The 15,638-nt window shown below is 67.9% G+C and carries 14 protein-coding genes and 2 tRNA genes; 11 read left to right on the top strand and 5 right to left on the bottom strand.

What is annotated here, in order from left to right; all coding sequences use genetic code 11:
* Positions 1-40: 40 nt before the first annotated feature.
* The 3 genes from yddG to V8Z74_RS11735 form a co-directional block, all read right to left on the bottom strand.
* Positions 41-946, bottom strand: coding sequence for an aromatic amino acid DMT transporter YddG (yddG, locus tag V8Z74_RS11745; RefSeq protein WP_066477326.1), 906 nt, complete (start codon positions 944-946; stop codon positions 41-43).
* Positions 947-1,154: 208 nt separating this feature from the next.
* Positions 1,155-2,042, bottom strand: a complete 888-nt coding sequence (locus V8Z74_RS11740; RefSeq protein ID WP_349709393.1) for an MOSC domain-containing protein — start codon at positions 2,040-2,042, stop codon at positions 1,155-1,157.
* Entirely contained in the window at positions 2,039-2,233 is a 195-nt protein-coding gene (locus V8Z74_RS11735) for a hypothetical protein (RefSeq protein ID WP_349709392.1), read from the bottom strand. Before V8Z74_RS11735 ends, V8Z74_RS11740 begins: the two co-directional genes overlap by 4 nt.
* Here V8Z74_RS11735 and V8Z74_RS11730 point away from each other — a divergent pair.
* The 7 genes from V8Z74_RS11730 (at position 2,232) to V8Z74_RS11700 (ending at position 8,965) form a co-directional block, all read left to right on the top strand.
* Positions 2,232-3,368 (top strand): FAD-dependent monooxygenase, encoded by a 1,137-nt coding sequence (locus V8Z74_RS11730; protein WP_349709391.1) that lies wholly within the window; start codon positions 2,232-2,234, stop codon positions 3,366-3,368. The two genes, V8Z74_RS11735 and V8Z74_RS11730, sit on opposite strands and share 2 nt — an antisense overlap.
* Before the next feature lie 140 nt (positions 3,369-3,508).
* Positions 3,509-4,213, top strand: coding sequence for a DsbC family protein (locus V8Z74_RS11725; protein ID WP_066477303.1), 705 nt, complete (start codon positions 3,509-3,511; stop codon positions 4,211-4,213).
* A 145-nt stretch (positions 4,214-4,358) separates the two neighbouring features.
* On the top strand, positions 4,359-6,230 hold the full coding sequence (locus V8Z74_RS11720; protein ID WP_349709390.1) for a M61 family metallopeptidase: 1,872 nt from the start codon (positions 4,359-4,361) through the stop codon (positions 6,228-6,230).
* A gap of 91 nt (positions 6,231-6,321) precedes the next feature.
* Positions 6,322-7,101, top strand: coding sequence for an enoyl-CoA hydratase (locus V8Z74_RS11715; RefSeq protein ID WP_066477291.1), 780 nt, complete (start codon positions 6,322-6,324; stop codon positions 7,099-7,101).
* A gap of 25 nt (positions 7,102-7,126) precedes the next feature.
* Positions 7,127-7,203 (top strand) — tRNA-Met (locus tag V8Z74_RS11710).
* Positions 7,204-7,335: 132 nt separating this feature from the next.
* Positions 7,336-7,412: transfer RNA gene (locus V8Z74_RS11705), tRNA-Met, on the top strand.
* Between the two features lie 317 nt (positions 7,413-7,729).
* Positions 7,730-8,965 carry an MFS transporter gene (locus V8Z74_RS11700; RefSeq protein WP_349709447.1) on the top strand — a complete coding sequence of 412 codons (1,236 nt, stop codon included), beginning with the start codon at positions 7,730-7,732 and terminating at the stop codon, positions 8,963-8,965.
* A gap of 129 nt (positions 8,966-9,094) precedes the next feature.
* Here V8Z74_RS11700 and V8Z74_RS11695 read toward each other — a convergent pair whose 3' ends face one another.
* Positions 9,095-9,997 carry a LysR family transcriptional regulator gene (locus tag V8Z74_RS11695; RefSeq protein WP_349709389.1) on the bottom strand — a complete coding sequence of 301 codons (903 nt, stop codon included), beginning with the start codon at positions 9,995-9,997 and terminating at the stop codon, positions 9,095-9,097.
* A 214-nt stretch (positions 9,998-10,211) separates the two neighbouring features.
* On the opposite strand from V8Z74_RS11695, the gene mdlC reads away from it, so the two are divergent.
* Together mdlC and V8Z74_RS11685 are read left to right on the top strand one after the other, a co-directional pair.
* A complete protein-coding gene (gene mdlC / locus V8Z74_RS11690) occupies positions 10,212-11,759 on the top strand; it encodes a benzoylformate decarboxylase (RefSeq protein WP_502879520.1) in 1,548 nt (515 codons plus the stop codon).
* Between the two features lie 56 nt (positions 11,760-11,815).
* Positions 11,816-12,808, top strand: a complete 993-nt coding sequence (locus tag V8Z74_RS11685) for a Bug family tripartite tricarboxylate transporter substrate binding protein (protein WP_349709387.1) — start codon at positions 11,816-11,818, stop codon at positions 12,806-12,808.
* A 95-nt stretch (positions 12,809-12,903) separates the two neighbouring features.
* Here V8Z74_RS11685 and V8Z74_RS11680 read toward each other — a convergent pair whose 3' ends face one another.
* Entirely contained in the window at positions 12,904-13,815 is a 912-nt protein-coding gene (locus V8Z74_RS11680; protein WP_349709386.1) for a TOBE domain-containing protein, read from the bottom strand.
* Positions 13,816-13,920: 105 nt separating this feature from the next.
* On the opposite strand from V8Z74_RS11680, the gene modA reads away from it, so the two are divergent.
* Both modA and modB read left to right on the top strand, forming a co-directional pair.
* Positions 13,921-14,724, top strand: a complete 804-nt coding sequence (gene modA / locus V8Z74_RS11675) for a molybdate ABC transporter substrate-binding protein (protein ID WP_349709385.1) — start codon at positions 13,921-13,923, stop codon at positions 14,722-14,724.
* A gap of 188 nt (positions 14,725-14,912) precedes the next feature.
* Positions 14,913-15,581, top strand: coding sequence for a molybdate ABC transporter permease subunit (gene modB, locus V8Z74_RS11670; protein ID WP_349709384.1), 669 nt, complete (start codon positions 14,913-14,915; stop codon positions 15,579-15,581).
* The last annotated feature ends 57 nt before the right edge of the window (positions 15,582-15,638 follow it).

Genomic DNA, 15,638 nt, shown 5'->3' with positions numbered 1-15,638 from the left:
GTCCGTCCCACCCGGCGGGCAGCGGACGGGAGGCCTGGCCTCAGTCACGAACGGGTGGCGCGCGCCTTGCTCGCGTCGCAAGCCAGCAGAGGATGGCGCCGCCGCACACCATGGCCGCGCCCTGCCAGAAGGCCAGCGGCAGAGCCGCACGCAGCAGCAGCGTCGAGAACGCAGCGGAAAGCACCGGGATGAAATACGAGGCGCCGGCCAGAATCGTCACGTTGCCGTGCAGGATTCCCACGTTCCAGGCACCGTAGCCAAAGCCCATGGCGGCAGCGGCCAGCAACAGGTAGGCCACGGCCTCCCCGCTGAAGTCCATGGCGCCGCCGCCCCCGAGCAGGTACTTGATCCACAAGGTCACGGACACCAGCATGAAGAACAGGGTCACGCCGTTCTTGCCGCCCGCCATCCGCGCCGTCACCGTGCAATAGGCAGCCCATATCAACGCACCGGCAAAGGCCAGGCCGTAGCTCGGCGGGTTGTCGCGCACGTTGTGCAGCATGCCGACCGGATCGAAGCCCTGCTCGCCGCCCAGTACCCAGCAGATGCCGACGATGGACAGCAGAAATCCCGGCACGATCAGGAGATTGGTTCTTTGCCGGTTGAACAGGATGGCCGCAACAATGGTGAAGGTGGGCCACAGGTAGTTGACCATGCCCACCTCGATGGCCTGGCGCGCCGTGTTGGCGTAGCCGATGGACAGCGCCAGGCACAGCTCGTAGCTGACGAACAGCAGGCTGCCCCAGACCAGGTAGCGCCGCGGAAATTCGCCCAGCCTGACCCAGCCCGCGGACAGCAGCAGGAACACCGAGGCCACGCTGTACATCATGGCCGCGCCGCCCGTGGGGCCGAGATGGTCGCTGACGCTGCGGATCAGGCCGACGATGGAACTCCACAGCACAACGGCAACCATGCCGATCAGCGTGGCCCTGTTCGATTTTTTCATGGACGGACCGCTCTCTCGAAAAGCTGTACCCGGATGAAGCGGGATGCGTGAAAAGACTTTCTCGTGGTGGCCCCATGCCATGCCGTGCAGCGCCCGGCATAGTCAGCCGGCGCGGGGTGGCAGCTGTCCGGGAGGTGGCGGCCATCACGGCGCAAGCCGGCAGCTCCAGGCGGTTGCGCCGGCACGATCGCGACCTGCCGGGGCCTGTTCAGGCGAACTGCAGGTCGCCGGCCAGGGTCTGGCCCACGGCCAGTACGGGCGCACGGCCGTCCTCGGCGTCCACGCCCAGCACGACGGCATTCATGCCGAAGGTGATGGCGCCGTCCATGCGCGGGTCCTGGCGGTAGGCGCGCATGGCGTCGCCGACGGCCGTACCGGGCACGCCGGTCTCGGGGTCGATGTCGGGAATGGGGCAGCGCGTGCAGGGCTTGCAGGGCCGCAGGCGCACGCCGGGCAGCTCCTGCACCTGCAAGTGCTCGACCAGGTCCTCGTCATGGGCCTGCACGCCGGCGATCACGATGTTGGGCCGGAAACGCCGCACATCGACGACCGCCTCGCCGGCCTGGACGAGACGCTGGTTGAGGTCCTCCACGGCCGCGTCGCTGAGCACCAGCAGCGGATAGCCGTCGGCAAAGTGCACGGGCGCATCGTCGTCGCCGGCCCAGTGCTCATTGGCCTGGCGTGCCTGGGCAGGGTCGAAGCGCACCAGCGCGCAGTCGGTCTGCAGCGCGCGGCTCAGCCATTGGCGCGCGGCCTCGCTCCACTCGCCCAGGTCCCAGGCCTGCACCGTGTCCTTCCAGACCCGGGCGCGGCGCAGGCCGCCGCCGGCCTGCAGCGGAACCTGCAGCGGCTCCTGGCCGGGGAAATGCAGCAGCAGATGCTCTTCGGCGATCTCGGGCCGGATCAGCGCCATGCGCGGATGGCTGCGCTGGGTCAGAAACTCCCCCTGCGGGTCGACCACCATCCAGTGCCGGTCCCACTGCAGGCCGTGGCGCGTCAGCACCGCCTGCTGCACGGCAATGCCGGCACAGGATTTGACGGGGTAGATCCACAGCTGGGCGATCTGCCCCTGCACATCGAAAGCGGTCTCGGTCATGGTGTTGTCTTGCGGGTGAAACGGATGAAAAAGAAGCGGATATTCATTGATTTGCGTTTGCAGGCGATTGCAGGCGCCAGGGCCTGCGTCAGCAACTGGCAAAAGCATAGTTGATGCAGGCCATGCTCCCTGCGTGGGCCGTACCCGCCAGGCGGACAGGCCTTGCCGGCGCCTCCTACAATGCCGGCCATGGCGCAAACCTTTGATGTATGTATACGCGGAGCCGGCATCGTGGGCCGGACCTTGGCCCTTTTGCTGGCTCGGGAACGCATGCGCGTGGCCCTGGTCGCCCCGCCGCAGCGCAGCCAGGGCGCTGCCAGGGATGTGAGGGCCTATGCGCTCAACCTCGGCTCCCGGGCCCTTCTGGAATCGCTGCGCTGCTGGCCCGATGACGAACATGCCACGCCGGTGACCGGCATGGACGTGTTCGGCGATCTCGACGGGCGCGTGCAGTTCGACGCCGCCAGCCAGGCCGTGGACGCCCTGGCCTGGATCGTCGACGTGCCGGCGCTGGAGCAGCGCCTGGCCGAAGCCGTGCGCTACCAGCCGCTGGTGGAAGTGGTGCGCGAGCCGGTGGAGGCACCGCTGACCGCCGTCTGCGAGGGCCGCGCCAGCAGCACGCGCACCGAGTTCGGCGTGGCGTTTTCCGTCACGCCCTATTCCCAGAGCGCCATTGCCACGCGCCTGCGTTGCGAGCGGCCCCACGCGGGCATTGCGCGCCAGTGGTTCACGCCCGAAGGCATCCTGGCCTTTCTGCCGCTGGCCGGCCCCGAAGGCCATGAGGTGGCCGTGGTCTGGTCGCTGGAGCAGGCGCTGGTGCCCGAGTGGCTACGCAGCGACGAGGAAAGCTTCACCACCCGCCTGCAGGCCATCAGCCAGGACACGCTGGGCCGGCTGGAGCTGATAGCCGAGCGCGCCTCCTGGCCCCTGCAGCAGGCCGTGGCCGACCGCTGGTGCGGCGCCATGGCCCATGAATCCGGCCATAGCTGGCATAGCTGGGTGCTGGCCGGCGACGCGGCCCACAACGTGCATCCGCTGGCCGGCCAGGGCCTGAACCTGGGCCTGGCCGACGTGCAGGCGTTGGCGCGCATCCTGCAGGAGCGCGACCCCTGGCGCAGCACGGGCGACACCCGGCTGCTGCGCCAGTACGAGCGCGAGCGCAAGGCGGCCCTGGCCCCGATGGGCCTGGCCATGGACGGGCTGCAGCAGCTGTTCGCCCGCCCCGAAGTGCCGGTGCAGATGCTGCGCAACTGGGGCATGAAGGGCTTCGAGCGCAGCGGCCCGCTCAAATCCTGGATGGCGCGCCAGGCCATGGGTCTGCTGTAATTGCCGGGGCAGGGAACCCTTTGGCGCTCCGGCACTCCAACTCCCCTGCGCTGCTGCCTGCGCCCGGCCTTGCGCAGGTCCGCGGCAGCTTTCCGAAATCGATGAATCTATTGGGCCGTGCAAGCCGCGGCGGGATCTCCATGAAACTTGTTGCAAGCCTGCTGGCCGCCGCCAGCCTGACCCTGAGCCTGGGCGCCCATGCCCAGGACGCCAATCTCAAGAAGACGCTGACCGAGCGCATTCCCCAGCTCGAAAAGATCGACGAAGTGCGCTCCACCCCCATGCCGGGCCTGTACGAGGTGCGCGTGGGCACCGACGTGTTCTATACCGATGCCAAGGGCAACTACCTGATCCAGGGCGAGCTCATCGACACCCAGGCCCGGCGCAACCTGACCGAAGACCGCATGAACCAGCTCACGGCCGTGGACTTCAAGCAGCTGCCGCTCAAGGACGCCATCACCATCGTGCACGGCAAGGGCGAGCGCAAGATGGCCGTGTTCGAAGACCCCAACTGCGGCTACTGCAAGCGCTTCGAGAAGGATCTGCAGAACGTGGACAACGTCACGGTCTACCTGTTCCTCTACCCCATCCTGAGCCCGGACTCGGCCGACAAGTCGCGCAACATCTGGTGCTCCAAGGACCAGGCCAAGGCCTGGCAGGACCACATGCTGCGCGACAAGCACGCGCCCGCGGCCCAGTGCGACCCCTCGGCGCTGCAGCGCAACCTGGCTTTCGGCCGCAAGTACAAGATCACGGGCACGCCCACCATCATCTTTGCCAACAACGTGCGCGTGCCGGGTGCCATCAGCGCCCAGGAAGTGGAAAAGCACCTGGCAGCCAAATAGGCCGCAAGCCCATAAACAATCAAAAACAGGAGCTGCTTGCGCTTGGTATACGATGTTTTCAGGAGAAAAACCTTCTGAAGACAAGTAGAACCAGGCGCAAGCAGCTCCTGTTTTTTTATCTTCCATCCCCTGTTCTGGAGCCGCCATGACCGCCACCGCCCCGACCTCCTCTCTTGCTGCCGTGCGCTACAGCGTGCAGGCCCAAGCGGTGGATGCGCATCTGTTTGATGTCACGCTGCACATAGACCGACCGGCGGCCGGGCAGCGGGTGTCGCTGCCGGTCTGGATTCCGGGCAGCTATCTGGTGCGCGAGTTCGCCAAGAACCTGCAGTGCCTGAGAGCCACGCAGGGCGGCGAACCCGTTGCCGTGGAGCAGCTGGCCAAGAACCAATGGGAAATCGGCTGCCGCGCCGGCGCGGCCGTCGCCATCAGCTACCAGGTCTGCGCCTACGATACCTCGGTGCGCACCGCCTGGCTGGACCGCCGCCGCGGCTTCTTCAACGGCACCAGCCTGTGCCTGCGCGTGCACGGCCAGGAAGACGCCTGCCACGGCCTGGAGCTGCTGCCCAGCCCGGCCACGCGCGAGTGGAGCATCGCCACGGGGCTGAGCGCCGTGGCCACCGACGCGCAGGGCTGGGGCCGCTATGCCGCCGCCGGCTACGACGAGCTGGTGGACTGCCCCGTGGAAATGGGCCGCTTCTGGCGCGGCCATTTCACGGCGGCCGGCGTGCCCCACGAGTTCGTGGTGGCCGGCGCCGCGCCCAGCCTGGACGGCGAGCGCCTGCTGGCCGATGCGCGCCGGATCTGCGAAGCCGAGATCGCCTTCTGGCATGCCGACGGCAGCCGCCCGCCCATGGAGCGCTACGTGTTCATGCTCAACGTGGTGGACGACGGCTACGGAGGCCTGGAGCACCGCAACTCCACGGCCCTGATCTGCGGCCGCCGCGACCTGCCGCGCCTGGGCGAGAAAAAGGCCGGCGAAGGCTACACCACGCTGCTGGGCCTGATCAGCCACGAATACTTCCACACCTGGAACGTCAAGCGCCTGCGCCCCTTTGAGTTCGCGCGCTACGACTACGAACAGGAGAACTACACCGAGCTGCTGTGGTTCTTCGAAGGCTTCACCAGCTACTACGACGACCTGCTGCTGCGCCGCGCCGGGCTGATCGACAACGCCCAGTACCTCAAGCTCATCACGCGCACCATCAACCAGGTGCTGCAGACGCCGGGCCGCCAGGTGCAGTCCGTAGCCCAGGCCAGCTTCGATGCCTGGATCAAGTACTACCGCCAGGACGAGAACACCGCCAACCACACGGTCAGCTACTACACCAAGGGCTCGCTGGTGGCACTGTGCCTGGACCTGGCGCTGCGCACCCAGGGCCAGGCCACGCTGGACGACGTGATGCGCGGCCTTTGGCAGCGCAGCCAGGGCGGCCCCGTCACCGAGGCCGGCATCCTGGCCGTGGTCGGCGAACAGGCCACGCCGGCCCTGGCCGATCAACTGTCGCAATGGGTGCACGGCACGGAGGACCTGCCGCTGGCGGAGCTGCTGGCCGGCCACGGCATCAAGGCCCAGGCCGAGCCGGCCCAGCTCGCGCAGAAGCTGGGCCTGCGCGTGCAGGAAAACCACAGCATCCAGATCAAGACCGTGCTGCGCGGCGGCCCGGCCGAGCAGGCCGGCATGATGGCCGGCGACGAATGGCTGGCCATCGAAGTGCCCGGCAAGGACCCCGCCGAGCTCGTGCAGCGCTGGCGCCTGGCGCGCCTGGACGATCTGCCGCTGTATGCGGGCGGCGCCAGCCGCGTGACGGCCTGGGTGGCACGCGACCGGCAGCTGCTGGCACTGGAACTGGAGCTGGACCAGGCACTGCCGGCTGCGGCCAAACCGGCCAGCGAGGGTGCAGATGGCGCCAATGCGGTGCCCGCAGCCGTGAGCAACCTGGGCCTGGAGATCACGGACAAACAGGCCGTGGAGCGCTGGCTGGGCGGATCGGCCGCCGCAACAGCGGCGCACTGAGCCCGCACGGGCACGCAGGGTTGGCCGCGCCCTCACCCATGGCTGCGGTTATTCTTGCAGCCTGCTACGACAACTTCAGCAGGAGACTCACTTGGCTTACGAAACCATCGAAGTCCGCGTGGAAGCGGACAAGGTCGGCATCATCACCCTGAACCGCCCCAAGCAGCTCAACGCCCTCAACGACCAGCTCATGGACGAACTGGGCGCTGCGCTCAAGGCCTTCGATGCCGACAAAAGCATCGGCTGCATGATCATCACCGGCAGCGAGAAGGCCTTTGCCGCCGGCGCCGACATCGGCGCCATGGCCAAGTACAGCTTTGCCGATGCCTACGGCGGCGACTACATCACGCGCAACTGGGAAACCATACGCGGCATCCGCAAGCCCGTGATTGCCGCCGTCAGCGGCTTCGCCCTGGGCGGCGGCTGCGAGCTGGCGATGATGTGCGACTTCATCATCGCTGCCGACAACGCCAGGTTCGGCCAGCCCGAGATCAAGCTGGGCGTGATTCCCGGCGCCGGCGGCACCCAGCGGCTGCCGCGCGCGGTGGGCAAGTCCAAAGCCATGGACATGGCGCTGACCGCGCGCATGATGGACGCCACCGAGGCCGAGCGCGCCGGGCTGGTCAGCCGCGTCGTTCCCTACGAGAAGATGATGGAGGAAGCGCTGGGCGCCGCCCTCATCATCAGCGGCTTCTCGCAGCTGGCCGTGATGGCCGCCAAGGAGTCCGTGAACCGGGCCTTCGAAGGCTCGCTGAGCGACGGCGTGATGTTCGAGCGCCGCCTGTTCCACGCGCTGTTCGCCACCCAGGACCAGAAGGAAGGCATGGATGCCTTCATGAACAAGCGGCCCGCAAAATTCTCTCACCAATAAAACTGGTATATAATTTCGGTCTGTCGGTCGTATAGCTCAGTTGGTTAGAGCGCAGCATTCATAATGCTGATGTCGAAGGTTCAAGTCCCTCTACGACCACCAAACACGAACCCGCAGCGCGCAAGCACTGCGGGTTTTTCTTTGGCTCGATGCTCCCCGATCCGCCAGGGCACGCGTTGCGCGGCCTCCGTTTTGCACCACACGGAGTTTTTCGGCATATAATCACGAGCTATCGGTCGTATAGCTCAGTTGGTTAGAGCGCAGCATTCATAATGCTGATGTCGAAGGTTCAAGTCCCTCTACGACCACCAGATCCCGACCCCAAATGCCTGCGGCATTTGGGGTTTTGCTTTTAGCAGAGGCGACATTTCGTCCCGCTGCCCCCTTGAGGATGCCCGAAAGGTCAGAGCAGCCCGCGGCGCGATGCTCCTGCCCCCTTACATCTCCTCAAGGACTTTCTCGTGCCCGTTGCACCCCAGGGATGCTGCACGCACGCCGCGTGCCCGCGCACTGGCCATCGCACCAGTGGCGGCCGCGCTTTCCCCGCAGGCCGCCACCCGCGCCAGGCATGCCAGACAGTCCGCCTTCGCTCAAGGACTCTTCCGTGACCCAATACACCACCAGCGCTATGGCTGCGGCTTCGGCCGACAGCAGCGCTCCGACACATGTCAGCGGCTACAGCTGGAAAGCCCTCATGGGCTCGGCCGTCGGCTACGCCATGGACGGCTTCGACCTGCTCATCCTGGGCTTTCTGCTGGCCGCCATCTCCAGCGACCTGAGCCTGAGCCCCGGCCAGGCCGGCTCGCTGGTGACCTGGACGCTGGTCGGCGCCGTGTTCGGCGGCATCGTCTTCGGCATGCTCAGCGACCGCTATGGCCGCATCCGCGTGCTGACCTGGACCATCATGCTGTTCGCAGTCTTTACCGGGCTGTGCGCCTTCGCGCAGGGCTATTGGGACCTGCTGATCTATCGCACGATTGCCGGCATCGGCCTGGGCGGCGAGTTCGGCATCGGCATGGCCCTGGCCGCCGAAGCCTGGCCCGCACGCCACCGCGCCCGTGTCTCCTCCTATGTAGCCCTGGGCTGGCAGGTGGGCGTGCTCGGCGCAGCCATGCTCACGCCCTTGCTGCTGCCCCATATCGGCTGGCGCGGCATGTTCCTGATCGGCGTGATTCCGGCCGCCGTGGCCTGGGTGATCCGCAACCAGCTGCACGAGCCCGAGGTCTTCGTGCGCAAGTCCAGGGCGCAAAGCCCTTCGGCCCTGCAATGCCTGAAGCTGCTGATGAAGGACAAGGCCACGGCCAGGGTCAGCCTGGGCGTGATCGTGCTGACCTCGGTGCAGAACTTCGGCTACTACGGCATCATGATCTGGATGCCCAGCTTCCTATCCAAGCAGATGGGCTTCAACCTGACCAAGTCCTCGCTGTGGACTGCGGCCACCGTGGTCGGCATGATGATCGGCATCTGGGTCTTCGGCCAGCTGGCCGACCGTATCGGCCGCAAGCCCAGCTTCCTGATCTTCCAGGTCGGCTCGGTCGTCCTGGTGCTGCTGTACTCCCAGCTGTCCGACCCGACGGCCATGCTCTGGGCGGGCGCGCTCATGGGCCTGTTCGTCAACGGCATGATGGGTGGCTACGGCACCGTCATCAGCGAGGCCTATCCCACCGAGGCCCGCGCCACCGCGCAGAACGTGCTGTTCAACATCGGCCGCGCCGTGGGCGGCCTGGGCCCGGTCGTGGTGGGCGCGCTGGCCATGAACTATTCGTTCCAGATCGCCATCGCCCTGCTGGCCGCGCTCTATGTGCTGGACATCCTGGCCACCCTGTTCCTGATCCCCGAACTCAAGGGCCGCGAACTGCAGTAAGCGCCGCTTCGCTTTCGCCCCGCCCCCTCCAACGCCTGCGCCATCCGGCCCGGGCGTTTTTCATTGGCGGGCCCCGTCATGCGGGGCAGCAACCACGCGCAGCGCAGAGCGTGGGCGCCCTGTTTTGTTTCACTCCTGCTGGAAAACCTCCTGCACCAGCTGGCGCATCCACTGGTTGGCCGGCTCGCGCGCAAAGCGCCAGCTCCAGTGCAGCGACACATCGAAGCGGCTGTCGGGCAGGGCTGCATCGACCACCACATAGTCGCCCTCGCCCTCGAACCGGGCCGCGATCTCCGCGGGCATGATGACGGCCAGGTCGGTCTGCCGCACGATGGAGGGCACGGCCATGAAGTGCGCGGCCGACAGGCGCACGCGCGGCTCCAGGTCCAGGGCCTGGAGAATTCTCAGCGTCTCCGAGTGCGAGCGCACGGCCACGTATTCCAGCGCCTTCAGGCTTTCGAGGTCCATGCGCGGGGCATGGCGGCCCTGCAGCAGCGGATGGCCCTTGCGCAGCAACAGCGCATAGTGGTCCGACAGCAGCACCTGCTGCTGCGTGCCGCTCACGCCCGGCAGAAAGCCTATGGCCAGGTCCAGCGAGCCGCGGTCCAGGGCATCGGCGATCTCCGCCATGGGCATGGGCAGCGTCTCCAGCAGCACATGGGGTGCGCGCCGGCGCAGCGCCTGCATCAGCGGCGGCAGGAAGCGGGCCTCGCCGATATCGCTCAGGTGCAGCCGAAAGCGCTTGCGGGCCTGCAGCGGCTCGAACGCATGCGCCTCGGCCAGCGCCACCTCCAGCGTGGCCAGGGCGGTGCGCACCGCCTGCGCCAGGTGCTCGGCCCGCGGCGTGGGCCGCACGCCGCCGTGCATGCGCTCGAACAGCGGATCGCCGAGCAGTTGCCGCAGCCGCGTGATCGCCTGGCTGGCCGCCGGCTGCGACAGGCCCAGCTCCTGCGCCGCGCGGCTCACGCTGCCGTGTCGGAACACGGCATCGAAGACACGCAGCAGATTGAGGTCCAGGCCTGATATATCCATGAAACGAATATCTCTTAGATGATTTATTCAATTGCTGGAAATTATGGCGCAACGCAAGATAGCTGCCTGAACGGGCCGCCCCTCGCGCCTGCCTCGCGCAAAGAACGGCGGCCCCAGTCCCAGGAGACATGTTTTGCAAGCGACATCCAGCGCCCAGGCCACCCCCGCCGCCCTCCCCCAGACCGTCCATACCGTGCGCCATGTCGTGATCGCCATGCTGCGCGAGCTGGGCATGACGCGCATCTTCGGCAACCCCGGCTCCACCGAGCTGCCGCTGTTCCGCGACTATCCCGAAGACTTCTCGTACGAGCTCGGCCTGCAGGAAGCCGTGGTCGTGGGCATGGCCGACGGCTATGCCCAGGCCACGCGCAATGCCAGCTTCGTGAACCTGCATTCGGCCGCCGGCGTGGGCCACGCCATGGCCAACATCTTCACGGCCTTCAAGAACCGCACGCCCATGGTCATCACGGCCGGCCAGCAGGCCCGCTCGCTGCTGCAGTTCGACCCCTTCCTGCATTCGCGAGACGCCACGGACCTGCCCAAGCCCTATGTGAAGTGGAGCTGCGAGCCCGCACGCGCCGAGGATGTTCCCCAGGCCCTGGCGCGCGCCTACTACATCGCCATGCAGGAGCCGCGCGGCCCGGTCTTCGTGTCCATTCCCGCCGATGACTGGGACAAGCCCTGCGATCCGATCGTGCTGCGCCACGTGGGCTTCGAGACCCGGCCCGATCCGCGCACGCTGGCCCTGGTCGGCGAAGCGCTGGATGCCGCCCAGCGTCCCGCTTTCGTGGTCGGCGCGGCCGTGGACCGCGGCCAGGCCTGGGATGCCGTGGTGGCGCTGGCCGAGCGCCACCAGGCCCGTGTCTTCGTGGCGCCCATGAGCGGGCGCTGCAGCTTCCCCGAGGACCACCCGCTGTTTGCGGGCTTCCTGCCTGCCATGCGCGAGCGCATCGTGCAGCTGCTGGGCGGCCACGACGTGGTGTTCGCCGTGGGCGCCGCGGCCTTCACCTACCACGTGGAAGGCGAGGGCCCGTTCGTCCCCGAAGGCACGCAGCTGTACCAGCTGATCGAGGACCCGGCCATCGCCGCCTGGGCGCCCGTGGGCACGGCGGCCGTGGGCAATATCCGCATGGGGGTGGAGGAGCTGCTGCTGCGCCCGCAGGCGGTGCAGCGCCCGGCGCCCGAGCGCAAGCCGGCGCCGCCCGTGCCCGCCGCGCCGGGCGCCGGAGAGCGCATGTCGGTGGCCTTTGCCATGCACACGCTGGCCTGCGTGCGCGACCCGCACAGCATCATCGTGGAGGAGGCGCCCAGCTCGCGCCCCGTGATCCAGACCTACCTGCCCATCTTCCACAGCGCCACCTTCTTCACCATGTGCAGCGGCGGCCTGGGCCACAGCATGCCCGCGGCCGTGGGCGTGGCCCTGGCCAGGCCGGACAGCAAGGTCATCGCCGTGATCGGCGACGGCTCGGCGATGTATGCGATCCAGGCGCTGTGGAGCGCCGCCAACATGCGCCTGCCCATCACCTTCGTGATCCTCAAGAACCGCCGCTACGCGGCCCTGCAGGACTTCTCCAGGGTCTTCGGCTACCGCGAGGGCGAGAAGGTCGAGGGCACGGAGCTGCCCGACATCGATTTCGTGGCCCTGGCCAGGGGCCATGGCTGCGACGGCGTGCATGTGCAGGATGCCGCGCAGCTGGCACGGGTGCTGCGGGATGCCATAGCCCACCCCCGCCCCATCGTGGTGGAGGTGGAGGTGGCCTGAAGCCTTTCCCCGTCAGCCATTCATTCAGAAAAAACAAACCCAAGGAGACACGACCCATGGCAACCACCACCGCCATCAACCGCTGGCGCCGCCTCGGCCTGCTGGCCCTGCTCGGCAGCACGCTTGCCGCACCGGCCCTGGCCAACGACAAATGGCCGGACCGCCCGATCCGCCTGATCGTCAACTTCGCCCCCGGCGGCGCGGCCGACGTGATGGGCCGCGCCATCTCGCCCACCATGAGCCAGGTGCTGGGCCAGTCCGTGGTGGTGGACAACAAGCCCGGCGCCAACGGCAACATCGGCATCGGCGAGACCGTGCGCGCACCCAAGGACGGCTACACGCTGCTGCTGAGCAGCGGCGGGGGCATCAGCATCAATCCGCTGATCTACGGCAAGCTGCCGTTCAACCCGGAAAAGGACCTGATCCCCGTGGCCGCCGTGGCGCGCGTGCACGTGTTCCTGGAAACCAGCCCCAGCCTGCCCGTGAGCAATGTGCAGGATTTCGTCAAATACCTGCAGGCCCATCCGGGCAAGCTGTCCTACGGCTCGCCGGGCCCGGGCAGCTCGCCCCACCTGGCCGGCGAGATGTTCAAGCGCGCGGCCAAGGTCGATGCCATCCACGTGCCGTACAAGGGCGCCGGCCCGGCGCTGACCGACGTGCTCAGCGGCCAGCTGCAGTACTGGTTCGATCCGGGCCCGGGCCTCAAGCAGGTCGAGGCCGGCAAGCTCAAGCTGCTGGCCATCGGCAGCCCGCACCGCTCGCCGCTGTACCCCAAGGTGCCCACGCTGGCCGAAAGCGGCCTGCCGGGCTTCGATGCCGACACCCTGTTCGGCGTCTACGCGCCGGCGGGCACGCCCGCGCCCGTGGTGGAAGCCGTGCGCGCCAGCGTGCTCAAGGCGCTGGAGCAAAAGAACGTGGTCGAGGTGATCCAGGGCCTGGGCGCCACGCCCGAGCCGCGCATGAGCCGCCAGGACTTCGTGGACCACCACGCCAAGGAGCGCGCGCGCTTCGCGCCGCTGATCAAGGAAATCGGCCTGAAGGTGGACTGAGCGCCCGTGCCGCTTCGCGGCAGGACGGCGCGGCCGGCGCAGGCCCCGGCTCGCCGTCCCGGCCCTGGCTCATGCCCGCCTCGAGGGCCGGAACCTCAAGCCGACGCCACGGCCACGACCACGGCCGATTCGGGCACTTCCAGCCACACATGGTCGTCCGCCACCAGGCCGCTCATCGCAGGCGCAAAGCCCACGATCTGGGCGCCCCAGTTGAGGCGGCAGATGGCCTCGTCGCTGGCCGTGCTTTCCTCGGCCACCGAAACCGCGCCATAGGTGGCGCGCTGCACCGTGGCGGGCCAGAGGTTGACGGAATGGCTGGAACCGGCGGGCCCCTCCCGGCCGGGCCTCTCCTGGCCCAGCCAGACCTTGACGGCCGTGGCCTTGCATAGCGCCAGCACCGGCGCGCCCGGCGACAGGCCCAGCAGCTCGTAGCTTTCGGGCGTGATGCGCGCGGCAATCGTCCAGTCGGCGCCGGCATCGGCCGCGGCGCGCAGCCAGACGCGGATCTGCCCGCCCAGCGACTCCACCTTGAGCACCGTGCAGGCCCACTGGTTGCGCATGCTGGTCAGCAGCCCCAGATTGGCCGCCACGGGGACCGCGGCAGCACCGCCGCCGTTTTCGGCCTGCAGGCGCTGCAGCACTTCGGCGCGCACGCGCTCCATGGTCTCGGCCGTGCGCAGCAGGGCTTCGCCGGCCGCCGTGATCTGGGCGCCGCCGCCGCCGGCGCCGCCCACGCTGCGCTCCACCAGCGCCACGCCGGCGAGGTTGGTCAGGGTATCGATGGCCTGCCAGGCGGCCTTGTAGCTCACGCCCACATCGCGCGCGGCCTGGGAGATGGAGCCGCTTTGCGCGATGCCGCGCAGGATGGCGATGCGGCGGTCCGCCATGTCGTAGCCCAAAGCCTGCGACAGCGAGCGGGTCGTCAGGCTGCCCGTGGCGGCGGGCGCCTCTTCATGTTCTGCGCACGTCTGGCCGTGCTGTTCTTCGATTTGATCGGAATCTGACATAGGCGCCATCATGCCCTGCCCGGGCATTTCCTCATGCGGCCCTTGCGAATTGATGCGGACACTCGGCTACACTTCGCTATTCCATTAATGAATAGCGATACATCCATGCACCAGACTGCCGCCGCTTCGTTCCGCTCTTCTCGCCTGTCCTTCCCGCTGGCCCGCCATGCCGCCGTGGCAGCGGCGGCCGCCATGGGCCTGTGGGCCGCGCAGGCGCGGGCCGCCGAGGTGTCGGTGGCCGTGGCCGCCAACTTCACGGCGCCCATGAAGAAGATCGCCGCCGAGTTCGAGAAGGACACGGGCCACAAGGCCGAGCTGTCCTTCGGTGCCACGGGCAAGTTCTACGCCCAGATCGCCAACGGCGCGCCGTTCGGCATCCTGCTGGCTGCCGACGACACCACGCCCGAGAAGATCGCCCGGGAAGGCAAGGGCGTGGCCGCCTCGCGCTTCACCTATGCCATCGGCACGCTGGTGCTGTGGAGCCCCAGGGCCGGCTACGTGGACGACAAGGGCGAGGTGCTCAGGAGCGGCGACTACCGGCACATCGCCATCGCCAACCCCAAGCTGGCACCCTACGGCACGGCGGCCATGGAAGTGCTGAACAAGCTGGGCCTGGCGGCGCAGGTACAGACCAAGGTGGTGATGGGCGAGAACATCGCCCAGACCTACCAGTTCGCGGCCACCGGCAATGCCCAGCTGGGCTTTGTGGCGCTGTCGCAGGTGATGGAAAACGGCAGGATCCGCGAGGGTTCGGCCTGGCAGGTACCCGCCAGCATGCACGAGCCCATACGCCAGGACGCCATCCTGCTGAACCCGGCCAAGGACAACGAGGCCGCCGCCGCCCTGATGAAGTATTTGCGCAGCGACAAGGCCCACGAGATCATCCGCTCCTACGGCTATAGCTTCTGACGCCTGTCCTGCAAGCATTTGCGCCTTCTGCATCGTTCTATTGAGGATGCAGCAGGCGCCAGCCGCTACCGAAAGCATAGCTTTGCTGTTTTTTCCGGCCGTGCCGTATATGCTGGCACGGCCCACTGTGGAGAACCTGCGCCGGCGCCCTGCCCGGGGTGCCGGCGCAGGCCCTCTTTTTTCGCGCCATGGAACTGAACGCCGAAGACTACGCCGCCATCTGGCTCACGCTCAAGCTCGCGGGCGTGACCACCCTGCTGCTCATGGTGCTGTGCACGCCGCTGGCCTGGTGGCTCGCGCATACGCGCTCGCGCTGGTCCGGCCCCATCGGCGCCGTGGTGGCCCTGCCGCTGGTGCTGCCGCCCACGGTGATCGGCTTTTACCTGCTGGTCACCCTGGGGCCCAACGGCCCCATAGGCCAGCTCACGCAGGCGCTGGGCCTGGGCCAGCTGCCTTTCACGTTTGCGGGCCTGGTCCTGGGCTCTCTGATCTATTCCATGCCGTTTACGGTGCAGCCGCTGCAGCGCGCCTTCGAGGCCCTGGGCCCGCGCCCGCTGGAAGCCGCGGCCAGCCTGGGCGCCAGCCCGCTGGACCGCTTCTTCACCGTGGCCCTGCCGCTGGCCCGGCCCGGCTTCATCGCGGCCGCCGTGCTGACCTTTGCCCACACCGTGGGCGAGTTCGGCGTGGTGCTCATGCTGGGCGGCAACATTCCCGGCGTCACGCGCGTGGTCTCGGTGCAGATCTACGACCATGTGGAAGCCATGGAGTACGGCCACGCCCACCTGCTGGCCGCGGGCATGGTGGCCTTCTCGTTCCTGGTATTGCTGGCGCTCAACTGGCTCCAGCCCAAAAAATGATCCTCACGCTTGCTCTACCGACGTGCAGCCGAGGCGCCCCAAGGGGACCTCTTTGGG

Source organism: Comamonas sp. w2-DMI (assembly GCF_040187735.1).
GTDB lineage: Bacteria > Pseudomonadota > Gammaproteobacteria > Burkholderiales > Burkholderiaceae_C > Comamonas > Comamonas terrae.
Note: the sequence above shows the minus strand (reverse complement) of the source record. Positions and strands in the feature narration are given on the sequence as shown.